Origin of the sequence: Haloarcula marismortui ATCC 43049, assembly GCF_000011085.1 — an archaeon.
GTDB classification, from domain to species: domain Archaea; phylum Halobacteriota; class Halobacteria; order Halobacteriales; family Haloarculaceae; genus Haloarcula; species Haloarcula marismortui.
Window position 1 is genome coordinate 1,466,463 of the sequence record NC_006396.1, and the last position, 17,732, is coordinate 1,484,194.

At 62.8% G+C, this 17,732-nt stretch carries 14 protein-coding genes; 3 read left to right on the forward strand and 11 right to left on the reverse strand.

Translation table 11 applies throughout. From position 1 onward, the window contains the following. Positions 1 to 65 precede the first annotated feature (65 nt). From RR_RS11330 to RR_RS11345, 4 genes are all read right to left on the reverse strand, one after another. On the reverse strand, positions 66 to 1,154 hold the full coding sequence (locus RR_RS11330) for a segregation/condensation protein A (RefSeq protein ID WP_049938899.1): 1,089 nt from the start codon (positions 1,152 to 1,154) through the stop codon (positions 66 to 68). Beyond that, entirely contained in the window at positions 1,147 to 4,734 is a 3,588-nt protein-coding gene (smc, locus tag RR_RS11335) for a chromosome segregation protein SMC (protein WP_011223756.1), read from the reverse strand. The genes RR_RS11330 and smc overlap by 8 nt, the downstream gene beginning before the upstream one ends. 21 nt (positions 4,735 to 4,755) lie before the next feature. Beyond that, positions 4,756 to 5,058 carry a DUF7518 family protein gene (locus RR_RS11340; RefSeq protein ID WP_004957526.1) on the reverse strand — a complete coding sequence of 101 codons (303 nt, stop codon included), beginning with the start codon at positions 5,056 to 5,058 and terminating at the stop codon, positions 4,756 to 4,758. Positions 5,059 to 5,169: 111 nt separating this feature from the next. Beyond that, positions 5,170 to 5,919: a DICT sensory domain-containing protein gene (locus RR_RS11345; protein ID WP_232508571.1), complete on the reverse strand. Its 750-nt coding sequence runs from the start codon at positions 5,917 to 5,919 to the stop codon at positions 5,170 to 5,172. 129 nt (positions 5,920 to 6,048) lie between these two features. On the opposite strand from RR_RS11345, the gene gatB reads away from it, so the two are divergent. Continuing rightward, on the forward strand, positions 6,049 to 7,566 hold the full coding sequence (gene gatB, locus RR_RS11350; RefSeq protein WP_011223759.1) for an Asp-tRNA(Asn)/Glu-tRNA(Gln) amidotransferase subunit GatB: 1,518 nt from the start codon (positions 6,049 to 6,051) through the stop codon (positions 7,564 to 7,566). A 52-nt stretch (positions 7,567 to 7,618) separates the two neighbouring features. On the opposite strand, the gene RR_RS11355 is transcribed toward gatB, so the two are convergent. Beyond that, positions 7,619 to 7,915 (reverse strand): hypothetical protein, encoded by a 297-nt coding sequence (locus RR_RS11355; protein WP_004957532.1) that lies wholly within the window; start codon positions 7,913 to 7,915, stop codon positions 7,619 to 7,621. A 170-nt stretch (positions 7,916 to 8,085) separates the two neighbouring features. Further along, positions 8,086 to 8,631, reverse strand: coding sequence for a hypothetical protein (locus RR_RS11360; protein WP_049938900.1), 546 nt, complete (start codon positions 8,629 to 8,631; stop codon positions 8,086 to 8,088). A gap of 226 nt (positions 8,632 to 8,857) precedes the next feature. Between RR_RS11360 and RR_RS11365 the strand changes: the two genes are divergently transcribed. Continuing rightward, positions 8,858 to 12,952 (forward strand): DNA topoisomerase I, encoded by a 4,095-nt coding sequence (locus tag RR_RS11365; protein ID WP_011223762.1) that lies wholly within the window; start codon positions 8,858 to 8,860, stop codon positions 12,950 to 12,952. A 12-nt stretch (positions 12,953 to 12,964) separates the two neighbouring features. On the opposite strand, the gene RR_RS11370 is transcribed toward RR_RS11365, so the two are convergent. From RR_RS11370 to RR_RS11380, 3 genes are read right to left on the reverse strand one after another with little or no spacing between them, the layout of a single operon-like run. Continuing rightward, positions 12,965 to 13,156 (reverse strand): hypothetical protein, encoded by a 192-nt coding sequence (locus tag RR_RS11370; RefSeq protein WP_007187673.1) that lies wholly within the window; start codon positions 13,154 to 13,156, stop codon positions 12,965 to 12,967. Next, positions 13,153 to 13,554: a Rieske (2Fe-2S) protein gene (locus RR_RS11375; protein ID WP_049938901.1), complete on the reverse strand. Its 402-nt coding sequence runs from the start codon at positions 13,552 to 13,554 to the stop codon at positions 13,153 to 13,155. The genes RR_RS11370 and RR_RS11375 overlap by 4 nt, the downstream gene beginning before the upstream one ends. 58 nt (positions 13,555 to 13,612) lie before the next feature. Continuing rightward, entirely contained in the window at positions 13,613 to 14,089 is a 477-nt protein-coding gene (locus RR_RS11380) for a hypothetical protein (protein ID WP_004957546.1), read from the reverse strand. Positions 14,090 to 14,234: 145 nt separating this feature from the next. Here RR_RS11380 and RR_RS11385 point away from each other — a divergent pair, with 145 nt between their 5' ends. Then, the gene (locus tag RR_RS11385; RefSeq protein WP_049938902.1) at positions 14,235 to 14,948 is read left to right on the forward strand and encodes a phosphoglycerol geranylgeranyltransferase; all 714 of its coding nucleotides are present in this window, start codon (positions 14,235 to 14,237) and stop codon (positions 14,946 to 14,948) included. Here the strand turns inward: RR_RS11385 and RR_RS11390 are convergent, their stop codons facing one another. Next, the gene (locus RR_RS11390) at positions 14,949 to 17,153 is read right to left on the reverse strand and encodes an APC family permease (protein ID WP_011223765.1); all 2,205 of its coding nucleotides are present in this window, start codon (positions 17,151 to 17,153) and stop codon (positions 14,949 to 14,951) included. It lies immediately after the preceding gene. A 2-nt stretch (positions 17,154 to 17,155) separates the two neighbouring features. Then, the gene (locus tag RR_RS11395) at positions 17,156 to 17,590 is read right to left on the reverse strand and encodes an NAD-binding protein (RefSeq protein ID WP_232508572.1); all 435 of its coding nucleotides are present in this window, start codon (positions 17,588 to 17,590) and stop codon (positions 17,156 to 17,158) included. Positions 17,591 to 17,732: the final 142 nt, after the last annotated feature.

Sequence of the window (17,732 nt, forward strand, 5' to 3'; positions counted from 1 at the left end):
GTTCGACCCGTTTGAACCTGTTTGCTGGCCCCACTGGACACAGTAGAGCCGCCCAACTGGCTCGCTCAGTCTGCGATGGCTTCGTCCGACCCGGTCGCGGCGCTGGGGTCCTGAATCCAGAGGTCCCCAAAGAGGTCGTCCTGCTGGAGGCGGACCTGACCGCGGTGAGCTAAAAAGAGCAATCCGAGGAACGTCTCAACGCGAGACCCACCGGCCGTGTCGACCTCGCGGTACAGCACCTCTTCGCGGCCCTGGTCGTACTGCTCGCGGACGGCGTCGTGCACGTCGGCGATGATGTCATCGATGTTCTCGGCGTGGGCTGTTCCAGTCACATCGGCGGCCGACGGTTCCTCGTCCAGTCGCATGTCGTCGGCCCCGCGGTAGTCCAGTTCCTGCGTCCCGCGGTCGTACCCGCTCGGCGAGTCGCCGGTGTCGTACTCGCGGGACTCCTTCCACCACGATTCCCGTTCGGCGTCGCGGAGATCCCGGACGAGTTCATCGAGCGTCTGTGGCATCCCGCGGGCGCGGCGGCGTTCGAGCCGTCGGTCCATCTCCGACTCCAGCGCAGCGAAGGGGTCCGGGTCCTCGATGGGGGCGTCCTCGTGCATTGCCTGCTCCCACGGCTCGGCCGGCTCCTCTTCCGTCTCGCCCTCGCCGAGCATTGCGTCGCTTTTCATCCGAATCAAGACGCTCGCGTAGAACAGCGCCCGCCCCGACGTGCGCAGGTCCGCGTCGTCGATACGCTGGAGGAACTTGTCGGTGACCCGCACCACGTCGATATCCCACGGGTCGATTTCGCCGTCGTCCGCGAGCTGGACCAGCACTTCGACCGGTTCGACGTCTTCGTCCTCGTCCTCGTCGGTCGTCCGGTCGCTTTCGGGGCTGTCCTGTGCAGTTGTCTCGTCGTCTGGGTCGGGGGAGTCGCCCAGCAGCGCCGCCGCGTCGTCCGAGCCACCTGGCGGCTCGCGGTCCTCGTGCCCGGTGATGTTGAGCGGGATGTCATCGGCATCGTCTCGCGGGTCACTGCGCTCGCGGGCCACATTCGCTCCCCGCTCGCTACCCCGAGGCGCTTCCTCCGGGCGCGCCTCGCCCTCCCCGCTCGACTGTTCCGAGGAGTCTCCGTCGCGCTGCTCCGTCGGCTCCTCGCTAGTCATCAGCCGGAACCTCCTCATCACCGTCGCCCTCACCGCTGAGGTCGATCCCGGTCACGGCGCTCACGTTGTCGCCCTGCATCATCACGCCGATAGCGCGCTCGGACCGCTCCAGCATGGCCGAGCGGTGTGAGACGACGACGAACTGGGCGTCGCCGGCGAGTTCGTCCACCAGTTCGCCGACGAGGTCGGCGTTAGCCGCGTCGAGGAAAGCGTCGACCTCGTCCAGCGCGTAGAACGGCGCGGGGTTGTGTCGCTGGATGGCGAAAATAAACGCCAGCGCTGTCAGGGACTTCTCGCCGCCCGACATCGCGTTCAGCCGCTGAATCGGCTTGTCGCCGGGCTGGGCCTTCATCGTCAGCCCGCCCTCGAAGGGGTCGTCCTCGTCTTCGAGGTGGAGATGGCCGGTGCCGTTCGAGAGCCGCTCGAAGATGTTCTGGAACTGGTCGTTGATCTCCGTGAACGACTCCATGAACGTCTCCTTCTTGCGGGCCTCATAGGTATCGATGCGGTCGCGGATGCCGTCGGCCTCTTCGACCAGCGTCGCTTTCTTATCTTCGAGTTCCTGCAGGTCGTCGTTGACCCGGTCGTACTCCTCGATAGCCCGCATGTTGACCGGCTCCAGTTTCTCCATCTCCGTTTCCAGCCGGTCAATCTCCTGCTCGACCGTCTCGTGGTCGGGCACGTCCTCGGGGTCGTAGTCGCCGACCTGCGCTTCGAGTTCATCGATTTCCCACTCCAGACGCTCCTGAGTTTCCTGCTCAGATTCGAGGTCGCGCTCGATTTCGGAGACCGCGGCCTGTTGCTCGTCGCGGGCTTCCTTGGCTTCCTGCAGGTCGGCTTTCAGGTCTTCGCGCTCGGACTTGAGTTCGGCCAGTTCCTCTTCGAGGTCGGCGACGGCCTGTTCCTTCTCGCCTTTCAGCTCCTGCTTCTCCGCGACCGTCGCTTCGAGGTCGTCGATGCGTTCCTCGTGGTCGGCCTTGCGGTTCTGGGCCGCCTCAATGTCGTCGTGGAGGTCCTCGATGGCCTCCTCGGCGTACTGCTTCTCTAACTGGTGCTCGTTGAGTTCGGCGTCGAGTTCGCCCTGACGGTCTTCGAGCGCATCGATGTCGTCCTTGATCGACTCGCGCTGGTCGGTCAGGTCCGGTAGTTCCGAATCCTCGACCTCGGCTTCTAGCTCGTCGATGTCGCGCTGGAGCGCGTCGATTTCCTCGGTCTTTGCTTCGATGTCGGCCTCCAGTTCGTCCATCTGGTCGGCCACGTCCTCGCGCTCGTCAGCGATTTCTTCGAGGTCCGCTTCCAGTTGCTCGATTCGCTCGCGGGTGTCTTCGAGCGCGGTCTGCTTGCGCTCGATGCTCGTCTCGATATCCCGGACCTGTTCGGTCGCATCGGACTCGCGGTCGCGGGCGTCGTCAAGGCGCTCCTCGACATCACGGAGGTCATCGCGCACGTCGGCGCGCTCGTCTTCGAGTTCGTTGATGCGCGTGGCGACCCGTTCGAGCTTGCCAGCGCCGCCCGAGAAGGAGTAGCGCGTGCCCGAGGAGGAGCCGCCGGTCATTGCGCCGGACTTCTCGACGAGGTCGCCCTCAAGCGTGACCATCCGGTAGTCGCCCATCAGCTCGCGGGCGGTGTCCATACTGTCGACGACGACGGTGTCGCCCAGCACGTACGAGAAGATACCCGCGTACTCGCGGTCGAAATCCACGAGGTTGTACGCGAAGTCGATGACCCCGTCGGCGCTGGGCAGAGACCCCAGCGAGCGGTTCTGCATCTGCGTGATAGGGAGGAACGTCGCCCGGCCGGCGCTACGGGATTTGAGGTACTCGATACAGCGCTGGCCGACGCTATCGTCATCGACGACCACGTGGGCGAGACGCCCGCCGGCCGCCGTCTCACAGGCCGTGGCGTACTCGGGGTCGACGCCGCCGAGTTGGCCGACGGTGCCGTGGACGCCGTCTTGGCCGGCGTTGAGAATCGCCGTCACCGCCCGGCCGTACGAGGAGTCGCCGTCTTCGCCGGCCTTCGCCTCTAGCTGGGCGTACTCCTGCTGTTTCGCGCTGATCTCGTCTTCGAGGTCGTCCAGATCAGACTGGAGCTCCCGCTTCTCGGCCCTGAGGTCGTCGACGACTTCGCCGATAGTCGCCTTGTTCTGTTTCGCTTTCTCCAGTTCCGTCTGCAGGTCCTCGATGTCGGCTTCGAGGTCGGGGATCTCGGCTTCGGCTTCCTCAATAGCCGCTCGCTTCTCGTCCTCGGCGTTCGAGCGCCGGCGGGCCTCGTCAAGCAGACGGTCCTGCTCGCGCTGGAGGTCGTTCTTCTCGCTTTTGAGCGTCTCCAGTCGCGAGCGTTTCTCCTCCAGTTCGTCTTTGACCTCTTGGAACTCCTCGCCGACCTCGTCGATTCGTTGCTGGACCTCCGCGAGTTCGGATTCCTTCTCCGCGATGTCGGCCTTGACGTTGGATTTGGCGACTTTCGTCTCGCGGATGTCGCTTTCAAGATCGTCGATGGTCTCCTGCTTGCGGTCGATCTGGACGAACGCCTGCCGGCGCTCGTTCTCGGCGGCCTCGACTGTTTCCTCGGCGGACTCGATCTTGTCCTCCAGCCGGGAGATGTCGCCTTTGATCTCCTCGATCTCGCGCTTGATGGCGAGCTGTTCGTCCTCGCCTTTGCGCTCGATTTCCTGGTTGAGTTCGTGGAGCTCGTCTTCCAGTCGGATGACCGCACCCTGGCGCTCGTCGAGTTCCGCCTGGAGTTCGGTGAGTTCGCTTTCGAGTTCGTCGATGGACTCCTCAACGGCTGTCAGTTCCTCGCGCTTGTCTTCGAGTTCGGCAGCCTTGCGGTACCCCTCGTACTCCTCTTTCTCGTCACGGAGGTCCTGATACTTCAGCGCCGTCTCCCGTTCGTCTTCAAGTTGATCAAGACGCTCCTGTTTCTCCTCGATGCGGAGCTCGGCCTCGTCGATGCGCTCTTGCACGACCTCCAGTTCGTCGAAGGCGTCGGCCTTCTTTGCGTCGAACTGGGCGACGCCGGCGATCTCGTCGATGATCTCCCGGCGGGAGCCGGCGGTCATGTTGATGATCTCGGTCACGTCGCCCTGCATGACGACGTTGTAGCCTTCAGGCGTGACGCCGGCCTGAGCGAGCAGGTCCTGAATGTCCGAAAGGTTGACCGAGCGACCGTTGATGTAGTAGTAGGAGTAGTAGTTGTCCTCGGTCTCCTTGACCCGGCGTTTGATGGCGATCTCGTCCACGTCACCCACATCTTCAGTGCCGGCGGCGTTGACGACCTGTGAACGGGACAGCGTCCGGTCGTCGTTGGCCAGAATTACCTCGACGCTGGCCTGCCGTTCGCCGTCGTACTCGGCATCTTCGTCGGCGTGGCCGGGGTTGTAGATGAGGTCAGTGAGTTTCTCGGCGCGGATACCCGAGGTGCGAGCGAGTCCAAGTGCAAACAGAATCGCGTCGATGATGTTGGACTTGCCCGAGCCGTTCGGGCCGCTGATAGTGGTAAAATCTTCGTAGAACGGGATTCGGGTCTTCCGTCCGAAGCTCTTGAAATTGTCGAGGACGAGCTCTTTAATATGCATGCGGTGATGTAGCCGACAGCCCTACGCGACGATGATGTCGGACTCCGAGTCCTCTTCGGTCTCGGTCTCCGACGCGGCCTCGGCCTCCTCCCTGTTATCAATCTCGTTGGTATCCTCAGTGTTAGGTGTGTCGGCCTCCGTCGAGGTGGCGGCCGATTCCTCCGAGTCGGGCTCGTCAGCGCTGAATCCGTTGTCCTCATCGACGCTGGCTTCGAGTTCCCGGATACGGACCTTACATTCGACGAGTTCGTCGGTCAGTCCCTCGACCGACGCTTCCAGTTCTCTGACGCGCGTTTCGAGTTCCTCGACTCGGTTGCCGCACATATCCGTAACCCAGCCATTGTGGACACTTATACCTACGTCAGACATTGGCAGTCCGAGTGATACATTATGCAGAGTTGACGGGAGACGCAGGGCACGGACAGTACGCCTGTGTCACGGTGAGTAGCGCTTCCGGAGGTACGCCGAAATTTCGTCGACGTGGTCGGCGCCGAACGACCAGTAGCCGCGCCACTGGCTCGGTCCGGTCCGTTCAGCGAGGAGGACTCCCTTCATATCGGCGGTACAGTCAGTGTTGACGACGAACCAAGACTCCCGGAGCTCGTCACGCGGTTCAGTATGGATAGTAGGGTCCTCGGATAGTTCGGGGACACGGTCCGGAAGGCCGTACAGGTGCAGGTCGGTATCGCTGTCGGCCAGTCGGTCGTACACGCGTCGGGTCCCGCGCTCGTCGTCGATCCGAGAGAGGTACTGAAACCCCGCGTGGAGCGTGTTATCGTCGGATTGCCACCCAAGCGACTCGATGTACCGCGAGAGTTCGATGAGCAGCATCTTCCGCTTGCCCGTGACAGTAAAGGGGACCTCGTCAAGGTGCAACAGCGCCGCCGGCGTGTCGACCTCGTCCAGAGACCGCGTTCCCGTGACATACAGGTCGGAGTTGACGAGCAACACGCACGCGCCGACCGCATTGATCGACGAGACGGCCAGCTCCGTGCCGTCGGCGTCCTTGACGACGACGGCGTTTTCGGGGGATTCTGGCGACATCTCGCCAGCCTGAACCTCGACGGCCGGCGAGTCAACCATCCGCCTGAGCATCCGCACTAGCGGCTCGGGTTCATCGTCGTTAAACACCGTGAGCGTCCGCCGAGCTAACGGAACCGTATCGATGAACGCCGATATCGTCACACTGCCACACATTTGATTCTCCGTATTGAAAGTGGCGGGGCCGTTATCGAGAGTGAATACAGGTCTGGCTGGGGAGTTGCTGCGGATGGGGTCGTTAGCCTTTAGCCACGCGCCACCGAATCCCGGACAATGACTGCGCAAGCGTCCGAAGCCCGCGAACTCGCGGCCGTCATCGGGCTGGAGGTCCACGTCCAGCTTGAGACGGAGACGAAGATATTCTGTGGCTGTTCGACCGACGTGGCCGATGCCGAACCCAACACCCACACCTGCCCGGTGTGTCTGGGCCTTCCCGGCGCGCTCCCGGTGGTCAACGAGGGAGCGGTCGAGGCCGCCGTGAAGGTCGGCAAGGCTATCGATGCCGACATCCCGGCGGAGACCACCTTCCACCGGAAGAACTACTACTACCCCGACCTCCCGAAGAACTTCCAGATAACGCAGTACGACTCGCCTATCTGCCAGGACGGGGAACTGGAGTTCTCCGTCGAGAGCGAGCGCCGTAGCGTCGATATCCGCCGGGCACACCTCGAAGAGGACCCCGGCTCGATCAAACACGTCCGTGAGGGCTCGGGCCCGCTTGAGTCCCGCACCTGCTCCATTGAACGCGCGGATTACACGCTCATCGACTACAACCGCGCCGGGACGCCGCTGATGGAGATCGTCACGGAACCGGACTTCCGTGCACCGGGCGAGGTCCGGTCGTTCCTCGAAAAACTCGAAGAAGTGCTTGAGTATCTGGGCGTGTTCGACGCGACGCGGGATGGCAGTCTCCGCATCGATGCGAACCTCTCACTGGTCGACGCCAGCGAAGTTGGCGAAGACGGCGACATCGACAAGTCCGTCCTCGAAGACGCCAACCGCACCGAGGTCAAGAACATCTCAAGCCACAAGGGCGCGGAACAGGCGCTCTCCTTCGAAGCGTCGCGCCAGCGAAAACTCATCCAGTCAGGGCGCGCCGTCGAACAGGAGACCCGTCACTTCAACGAAACGCACGGCAACACGGTGTCGATGCGCTCGAAGGAGGAGGAGAAGGACTACCGCTACTTCCGGGAGGCCGACCTGCCGCCGCTTCGAGTTAGCCACTGGAAAGACGAGGTGCCGATTCCGGAACTCCCCGACGCCCGCCGCGAGCGGTTCGTCGAGGAGTACGGGCTCAGCGAGGAAGCCGCCTCGAAGCTCACGAGCACGAAACAGGTCGCGGATTTCTTCGAGGACGTGGCCGAGCGCTTCGACGCCAACCTGGCCGCGACGTGGGTCGCCGACAACCTGCTTGGCGAACTGAACTACCGCGACATGGCCATCACCGACATTGACGACCGCTTCGATGAGGTGACCCAGCTCGTGGCACTCGTCGCCGAGGACGAAATCACGGCCAAAAACGCCCATGAGACTGTGCTCCGAGAGATGCTCGATACGGGCGACGACCCCGACACCGTCGTTGACCGCGAGGGACTGGGCAAGACCTCCGGCGACGAGGTCCAACAGGCTGTCGTGGAAGCTATCGACGAGAATCCCGACGCCGTTGAAGACTACCACAGCGGCGAGGGCGGCGCAATCAACTTCCTCGTCGGACAGGTCATGGAAAAAACCGGCGGGAGCGCTGACCCCGGTGACGTGAATGGGTTGCTGCGCGAGGAACTGGAGAGCTAAGATAGCGTCCTACTCGGCCTGATGGTGCAGTGGCGAGCCTGAATTGCTGCAGTCATCGCTGTGGCCAGTTGTCCGGCAGTTCATCGGCGTGGTTCTCAAGCAGTTCGAGCATCGGTTCTATTTCGTCGAATCGCTGGCCTCGTGATACCTCATCGGCCGCTCGGTCCCAGTTGATGTACGCTAAACTGGCCAGACGGGGTAAGTCATCGTGACGGAGTTCAGTTTCAGTACTCTGAGCGCCGACACTTCTTGGCAGAAAGTCGACAATCTGCCGTGGACTATCCTGCTTCAGCATGAACAGAATCATTCGACGACGGCGGGTAAACAATGCCTCAAACACCCGGTCCATCCCTGTGTCCCATATCACGTCCGGGATAGAAGTTTCCATCCAATAACAAGAGACACACTACTGATAATAAATGTCAGGGTACCGCCGTTCCCTTGCCGAGTCGGTCCTGAACTCTATAGGCGTGGTTACCGTATAAGGCTATCCTACTGTCCAGTACGCTGAGCTGCGCGCTACGATTCGCTCGACGTGCTTGACTCGACGCTGTCACGTCGCTCGCCCGGCATAATCGCAGGGTCTTTCCACAGCAGTGTGACGAGTATCGCAGCGGCGAGCGCTTCGAGGGTTTTGACCGCGGACTCGGTCGGCTCGGTGTTGAAATGGTCCAGTATCAGCAGGGCAGTGCTCCCGCCGTGGTGGCCGCCGCTCCCGGACGACGGCGCGGAGAACCCATCCACGAGGAAGGCACCGTGGCCGGTGGCGTGCCAGAACACCCACGCGGCAATGGATGCGACCATGAGGAGCGTCCCGGCGATATAGGCGTTCCGCAGGCCGATGACGCCCCGTGTAATGAGATACGGGCCGGCGAGCAACACCGCGGCGAAGGCGACGAACAGGAAGGGGCGAGGGTCCGGCGGGAGCCCCCGGCCGAACAGTCCCTCCATCGCTTGCGCGTAGATGATACTTCGCGGGAGTCCCCACCAGAGGTGAAACGCCGCCGTCGCAAAGACGAGTGCGGCGGCGGTTCCGCGGAGGAGTTTGGTCGTCCGGCGATCCATACCGGCAGTCGGGGAGGCAGTGGCAAGAGTGCGTCGAAGTGATGAGTGGTGCCACAGCTGCCCACTTGCGTTGGACCGCTGCCGAATTGATAATGGGGCTACCTCCGCGCGAGCGCGAGCGGCCCCGCAAGCGCCCGCACACCCGCGCTGTCGCCTGATTTTCCCGAAAGCCTTTAGAACAACTGACTCCGTACCGACGGGTAATGACAGAGACAGGTGGTGTCCGATGAGGCTGATTATCACCGAGAAGGACAACGCCGCTCGCCGCATCGCGGAGATCCTCTCAGAAGGGGGCGCGTCCGCGAATCGGCGAAACGGCGTCAACGTCTATCGGTGGGGAAACACCCGCGTCGTTGGTCTCTCCGGGCACGTTGTCGGCGTCGACTTCCCCGAGGAGTACAACGACTGGCGCGACGTAGAGCCAGTCGAACTCATCGACGCCGACGTGACGAAAGAACCCACGCAAGAGAACATCGTCACCACGCTGAAGCAACTGGCACGCGAGGCCGACGAGGCCACCATTGCGACTGACTACGACCGCGAGGGGGAACTCATCGGCAAGGAGGCCTACGAGCTCATCCGTGAGGAAACCGACGCGCCCGTCGACCGCGTGCGCTTCTCTTCGATCACCGAGCGAGAGGTCCGCGACGCCTTCGCAAACCCCGACGACATCGACTTCGACCTGGCGGCTGCAGGCGAGGCGCGTCAGATTATCGACCTCGTGTGGGGCGCAGCACTCACTCGTTTTCTCTCGCTGTCGGCCCGGCAACTGGGCGACGACTTCATTTCTGTGGGCCGAGTCCAGTCGCCGACGCTGAAACTCATTGTCGACCGCGAGCGCGAGATTCAGGCTTTCGACCCAGAGGACTACTGGGAGATCTTCGCCGACCTCCAGAAGAACGGCTCGGGGTTCGAGGCCCAGTACTTCTACGATGACGACGGGAAAGAGGCAGAACGGGTCTGGGTCGAGGACGACGCCGACGACGCCTACGCCGACCTGACGAACGTCGACGCGGCGACGGTGACGAGCGTCCGCCGCCGGACCCGCACCGACAGCCCGCCGACGCCGTTCAACACCACCGCCTTCATCTCCGCTGCGAGTTCACTGGGCTACTCCGCCCAGCAGGCGATGTCAATCGCCGAGGAGCTGTACACCACCGGTTACATCACCTACCCCCGAACGGACAACACGGTCTACCCGGACGACCTCGAAGAAGATGCCCTGCTCGATGAGTTCGTCGGGGCCGGACACTTCGGCGAGGACGCCGAGGCGCTGCTGGAGCAAGACGACATCACCGCCACCGAGGGCGACGAGGAGACCACCGACCACCCGCCCATTCACCCGACGGGCGAGATTCCGCCGAAGGCCGACCTCTCGGACGACGAGTGGGAAATCTACGAACTGGTCGTCCGGCGCTTCTTCGCGACGGTCGCCGAGGCCGCCACGTGGGAGCACCTCCGTGTCGTCGCCGACGCCGGCGGCCGCTCGCTGAAAGCCAACGGCAAGCGCCTCGTCGAGCCGGGCTACCACGAGGTGTACCCCTACTCCAGCGCCAGCGAGAACCACGTCCCTGACGTGGAGGAAGGCGAAGAACTGGCCATCTCCGAGGTGCGGATGGAGGCCAAGCAGACCCAGCCGCCGCGTCGCTACGGCCAGTCGCGGCTCATCCAGACGATGGAGGACAAAGGGCTTGGGACGAAATGCCTCACAGCGGACAGTGACGTACTTGTCAGGTCTGAAAACGGAGATATCGAGCGACAGACAGTCGACTCGCTCTTTAGCGACGGACAGGTCGTCCTCGCTGACGGAGACACAGATATTGCGGTCAGTAAGGAGACACCGACGGTCCTTTCGCTTGACGAAGCGACTGAACGTGTCTCCGAACAGGAATCAACGCTCGTCAGTGAGCGGCCGTTGAGAGACGATGAGAGCGTTCGAACAATCGAAACCAGTCGCGGAGCGGTTACAGTTACCGACGACCACCCGATGTACATCCGGCAGGACGGCGAAGTCACAGTCCGTCCAGCGTCGGATATCGAGGCGGGAACCGACCTCGTCGCGGCTCGTAGACCGCCGGACACGATGGTCGAACCATCCGACGAAACGGTGCTTTCGTGGGAAACGTTCGCTGCGGACTGCGACAAGCACTCGAAGCTCTACGGCGTCGATTGCGGAACAGAACTCGCGGCACAACGAGCGGCGCGTGACGAGAGCCAGACTGCGTTTGCCGAGCGATACGGTTCCTACGGCTCTGCGGTTGGCAAATACGAACGCGGTGAAAAGGATGTCCCCGTCTGGTTGCTTGGCGAGTTGGATATCAGGCCGGACAGAATTCACGGGCTGAATTACGAGACGAGCTTCGAGAATCCATTCCCCTTGGAGTGGTCACCGGAACTGGCGCAGGTCATTGGCTGCCTCTTGGGTGATGGCTCGATACACCGCAACGACGATGAGAACGTCGTTGACGTGCGGTATCACAACACGGATGAGGCATTGATAGAGCGATTCGCTCGGGATATTGAACGACTATTCGATATCGAGCCGACCGTCACCGACCGTCCGGGACGAGAGTCACATCACAAGCGAAAGTATCAGGTCGATGTTCCATCAGCGGTCGGGCGTGTCCTCGTGTGCGTGTTGGAGGCCGTAACTGAGAACGGAACGCCGGGGCTTCCGGACGCAGTTCGGCCAGCGTTCGTTGGTGCACTGTTCGACGATGAGGGTCACATTTCCCGAGAAGGGAAGGCCTTTATTTCAAACACGGACCACACGCTTCTGACAGGCGTTGGAGAAATGCTCGCGGAGATGGGTATTGAAACGAAACTGGCCCCCGACCAGCACAAACTCCACATTCGGGGGCGGCGGAACCTCGAGCAGTTCCTCGATAGAATACCCATTGCGTCCGACGAGAAGTTCTATCGAGGACTCGACGCGCTCGACGCGTACGACGTAACTACGAGGAAAGCGGAGCTACTGGAAGCGATTCGGCAGGAGCCGAAGACGAGTGCCGCGCTCGCCCAGACTCTCGGCGTCACCCGGGGCAGCGTAAACAAGTATCTCCGCGAACTGCGCGAGAGCGGTCATATCGAAAAACAAATTGAGGGGAGCAATCGAAGTCTAGACGAGAACAGAACTGTTCAGTATGTTGCAGCCGATTTCGAAGGGTCCGTATACGCGACACTCCGCGGCGAACCGTCGTCGGTCACCGTTGAAGATGTCGAGCGCCGCGAGTACGACGGTCCGGTGTACGACCTCACTGTCAGCGAGAACGCGCCAAACTTCGCCGTCAATGGCGGTGCAGTAGTTCACAACTCAACCCGCCACAACTCCATCGAGAAGCTGTACGACCGCGGCTACATCGAGGGCGACCCGCCCCGGCCGACGACGCTGGCGATGGCCGTCGTCGAAGCCGCCGAGGAGTTCGCCGACCACGTCGTCAGCGACGAGATGACCGCCCAGCTAGAGGCTGACATGACCGCCATCGCCAACGGCGAGGCCACGCTCGACGACGTGGCCGATGAGTCCCGCGAGATGCTCAAGCGGGTGTTCGATGAGCTTCGCGATTCCCGCGAGGAGATCGGCGAGCACCTCCAAGAGTCGCTGAAAGCCGACAAGACGCTCGGCCCCTGTCCGAAATGCGGTGAGGACATGCTGGTCCGGCGCTCGCGTCAGGGGTCGTACTTCGTCGGCTGTGACGGCTTCCCCGAGTGCCGTAACACGCTCCCGCTCCCGTCGACGGGCGAGCCGCAGGTGCTCGAAGACCACTGCGAGGAACACGACATGCACCACGTCAAGATGCTCGCCGGCCGGGACACGTTTGTCCACGGCTGTCCCCGCTGTGAGGCCGAGAAGGCCGACGAGAGCGAGGACGAGGTCATCGGGCCATGCCCGGAGTGTGGCTCGGAACACGACGGCGACCTCGCAATCAAACACCTCCGCTCGGGCTCCCGGCTGGTCGGTTGTACGCGCTACCCCGACTGTGACTACTCGCTGCCGCTGCCACGCAACGGCGACATCTCGGTGACCGAGGCGTTCTGCGAGGAACACGACCTGCCGGAGCTGGTCATCGACGCCGACAGTGACGACCCCTGGGAGCTTGGCTGTCCCATCTGTAACTACGAGGAGTATCAGGCCCGCACCGCCATCGAAGATCTGGAAGACCTGAACGGTATCGGCTCGGCGACCGCCGAAAAGCTCGGCGACGCCGGCGTCGACTCGCTGGCGGCGCTGCGGGAGGCCGACCCCGACATCGTCGCGACCGAGGTACAGGGCGTCAGCGCCACACAGGTCCGGGACTGGCAGGACGAACTGGAAGCCTGAGAGGGCCGCCGGTCAGTCAGCGACGAACGTCACGCCGTCACAGACCGGACACTCGACGGCGTCCGCGTTGTCGGCTGTGACTGTGTCGACAGCACCGTAGACGACTGCGTGCGTTAGCGGCTTGGGTATCTGGCGCTCACAGAGCGGGCACTCAACGACGCCGGCTCGCAGTCGGTCTCGTTCGATGCTGTGGCCAGGAGTCATAACTGAAGGTGGGACGTGGAACTCGGGCCGTCGTCGTCATCAATACCGCCCTCGTGGGCGAACGTATAGTCGTCGTCCGTGAGGAACACGTCACCGTGGGTTTCCGAAACTTCGATACCTGGGAGCGTCGTCCCCGCGGCGTCGCCGTTGTCGCAGCCGCCGTCACAGGCGTCGAACAGTGACCCGTGTCGGAGACAGATGAGCTGGTCGTCCCGCATCGGGACGCCCCGCCCGGTGTCGAACCGCTGTGCCTCGTGCGTACATCGGTTCACCCACGCCTTGACGCCGTCCTCGCAGGGAACGAGAACGACTTCTTCGAGGTCGCCGTAGGGGTCTTCGGCGGTGAACAGCCACGACCCGTCCTCGTGGACCGTCTCGACTGTCGTTAATCGCTGCACGACTGGCGCGTTAGGTTGCCGCCAGTATCAGCGTTACCGTGGGAGTAGAGCTATGAGTTCACTCGCCGGTCTCCGCAGCGATGAGACGCACCAGCGCAGTGACGAATACCTCGAACAGTCGCCAGACCAGCACACAGCTGACGACGAGCACGGCAAGGACGATGGCGACCAGCCAGAGGAGAAGGCCGTACTGCAACGCAGTGAGCAGTCCCGCCACCAGTCCGGCGACGAACCCGCCGACGAAGAGGCCGCCGGAAGCCTGAAGACAGCGGCGTTGCCAGCGGTCAAACGCCAGCGCGTCATCAGCCCCCAACAGCGATGGTAAGGCGAGACCGAGCCCGGCACCGCCCAGCGCGAGGATGAAGAAGACGCTGCCGAACAGATACGAGAGTCCGCGGACGAAGCCGTCGTCGGACGCCGACGCTGTCGGCATCGTCGAAAACGAGTACAGCACTGCCACCGTCACGACAGCACCCGTAAGAACGAGCACACCCCGGATGGCAGTGACGACGTACCGGCGTTTGTCCGCGGTCATTGTCTGACGATTGTAACATAGCCATCATAAATCTTCGGAGACGTATATATCCGGAGCCAATACCGGCCGGGCAGGACTGTCAGCGCGACCCACTGTGATGGGTGTATCCGAAGCGGTTATACGGCCACGCGCAAGTCTGGCTGGTATGAGCGACTGGGCGGACTGGGACCACATCGTGAAGATAGACCCCGACAAGACGCTGGTCGATGGAGAGACGTTCGAAGACGTCGCGGCGACGGGGACTGACGCCATCGAAGTCGGCGGGACCACCGGGATGACAGAGGAGAAGATGAAGCGGGTCGTCGACGCCTGCGGGAAACACGACATTCCCGTGTATATCGAGCCGTCCAACCCCGCGTCTGTCGTCCACAGCGACCGTCACGACGGCTATCTCGTGCCGGTCGTGATGAACGCTGGCGACGTAACCTGGATCACCGGCGCGCACAAGGAGTGGATACGTATCGACGACGAGATTGACTGGTCACGAACCTTCACCGAGGCCTACATCGTCATGAACCCGGAGGCGTCGGTGGCATCCTACACGCAGGCCAACTGCGACCTCGACGCGGACGACGTGGCCGCCTACGCCGAAGCCGCAGAACACTTGCTGGGACAGGAAATCGTCTACGTGGAGTACTCGGGGATGCTCGGCGACCCCGATATCGTCGCCGCCGCCGCGGACATCCTTGACGACGCGACGCTGTTCTATGGCGGTGGCATCCACGACTACGAATCCGCCCGCACGATGGCACAGCACGCGGATACCATCGTCGTCGGTGACCTCGTCCACGATGAAGGCGTCGATGCGGTGCGAGAGACGGTGAAGGGCGCGAAAGACGCGACGGCGACAGTCCGGTAGCTAGAACGCCAGCCGTTCGAGCAGCCGACCGACGACGCCGCCGGGGTGGCGTTTCGTGTCTACTTCCATCGACGCGTGGTTGCTATCTTGAATTGCCGACTGCGTGGTCCCGTTGTCGTTTGACGTACGGGCTGAAAGCCCACCGTTGCTTGCGTGGATCAGGAGCGTTCTGTCGTTGTCAGCCGCGTCCATCGCCGCTGAAAGGTCGTCTCGGTCGACGAAGGTCCGCTCTGTCGGCACGTCACAGAGATCCAGCAGGTCGTCGTGGTACGCTTCGAGTTGCTGGCGTTCCTCGGCGGACTGGCGCTCGTCGAGCGGGTAGAGGAACTGGAGGTCCGTCCCGGTTGCCGTCGCGACAGCGTTGCCGACGCGGACTTTCAGCGGGTCGTACGGGCCGCGGGTCGTGATCAGCGTGATCGTCTCCAGCGCGTCAAGCGGCTGTGCGTCGACGGCGATAGTGTCACAGTCGGCCTGTTTCCGGATGCGGTCGATACTGTCACCCAGTAGCGAGTCTTCGAACGACGCACCGCGTTCCACCAGCAGCACATCGACGCCACGCTCGTCGACAGCGTTGGCGACGGCCCGCTCAGGATGGTGGCTGACGAGTTCGCCGTACTCGACAGGGGTATCGAGGGCAGCCGCCAGCGTATCGGTCCGACACTCGAATTCGAGGTCGTCTGGAGACTGCACGCCGGAGGCATAATCGAGGGGCTGCTGGTCAGGCACTTCGTCGAACTGGACGACAGAGAGGCTGCTGTCAGTGGGCGAAAGCGCGGCCCCGACTTCAAGCAGTGTGGCTTCGCTCTGCCGCGAAGCGCCCTCGGGGAGTGCGACAAGGACGGAGGTCTCTGCTGTCTCATCGAGCGTCTCCTCGGTCCGGTCGAGCGCGCGGTCGCCGATACTCCGGCGGACGGATTCCTTGATCGCGCCCTCTCTGGTGACTCGCGGTCGGACGTAGCCCAGATACCAGACGACACTGGCGATGACAATGCCGACGGCCCCGACAATCGCGATAAGGCCCATCTGCGTTAGCAGGGCGAAACCGGTCAGGGTGCCGAATATCGGCGTCCACGGGTACAGCGGAACCTCGAAGGAGGGGTCGTAGTCGGGAGCGTCGCTCTCACGGAAGCCGATGAGCGCGACGTTGATGAGCGCGAACACAAGGATCTTGAACGCGCTCGCGAGCTTGGCGATTTCCAGAATCGGAACGAAGAGGATGAGGAGCAACATGACGCCGCCGGTCAGCGTGATGGCAGTCACCGGCGTGCCGAAGCGGTCGCTGACCGTACTGAGCAGGTCGGGCGCGAGCCCGTCACGACTCATGGCGAACGGGTAGCGCGACGAGGAGAGGATACCGGCGTTGGCCGTGCTGACCAGCGCCAGAATCGCCGCCAGAACGACGGCCGCGACGCCAGCGGTACCGAGCGTTGCCTCGGCTGCATCAGCGATGGGCGTCGTGCTCCCGGCGAGCTGGTCGAGCGGAATGACGCCGACGACGACGGCGACGACGAGTACGTACAGCAGCGTGGTGAAGGCGAGCGAGCCCAGCATCCCGAGCGGAATGACGCGGTCCGGGTCCTCGACCTCCTCGGCGATAGAGGCGATTTTCGTCACGCCAGCGAAGGAGACAAACACGAGGCCGGTCGCGGCGAAGATGCCTTCGACGCCGTACTCCCACATCCCGCCGTACGTCGCGGTGTTGACTGCCGGCCCGCCGCCGGCGACGAACCAGCCGATCGCCACGAGCATGACTGCGACGATGCCGATCTGGAGTCGTCCGGTCTGTTCCGCGCCGAGGATGTTGACGAGGATGAGGACGGCGGCGAGCGTGATTGCAACCGGGCGGATCGGCAGGTCGAAGAGAAGAACGAGGTACGGCACGCCACCGACGAGTGCGAGCGCGCCCTTAAACGAGAGCGAGAACCATGTGCCGAGGCCGGAGACGGTGCCAAGCAGCGGCCCCATTGACCGCTCGATATAGACGTATGTGCCGCCGGCCTCCGGCATGGCTGTCGCCATTTCGGCCTTGCTGAGTGCGGCAGGAAGCACAAGCACGCCCGCGAGCAGGTAGGCGGCAATGATGCCGGCTCCGGCGTCTTTCACCGCCAGCGCCGGCAAAATGAAGATGCCACTGCCAACCATCGCGCCGATAGATATCGCTACTACTGACAGCAGTCCGAGGTCGCGTTCCAGGTCCTTGGCCATTGTTACGCGGTTTCAGGCGTCTGAAGTGTCGTTGCAACAGCGCGTTCCAGTTCGGTCGCCAAGACCTGCGAGCTACAGACCACTTCGGAAGCGACCGACTCGAACGCTGGTCGATGCTGCGGGTCGTTGAGCACGACGACCACGGTTTCGACATCGAACTGCGTCCGAAGCAGTTGTGTCACAAGGAACGCCCCGTGGTCCGCCTGCATCGATATCAGGGCGATATCGGTCGTCTGGGCCCCAGCGTCCCGGAGAACAGCGCGCTCCCGCCCGTCACCGACTACCACGCGGGTGTCGTCGGGCGTTTGCCCGGCAACGCCGTCGTGGTCGGTGACGAGACAGACATTGGTGCTTCGGTCTAACGTCGTTACTACCTCAGACCCGACGTGCCGGTCGCTGATGACCAGTACCGACGGAGGGTCGATGTCGTCGTCCACTCGCTCGCGGAGTGCGGTAAGAGATATCATTGGGTTCGTAGCGGCCGGAGCGACCCGGCCGACACGCACCCATTGGTTCCGATAGCCGATAAATATCTAGGATGAAATTCCGATTCCGGACTATTATGATTATATAATCAAT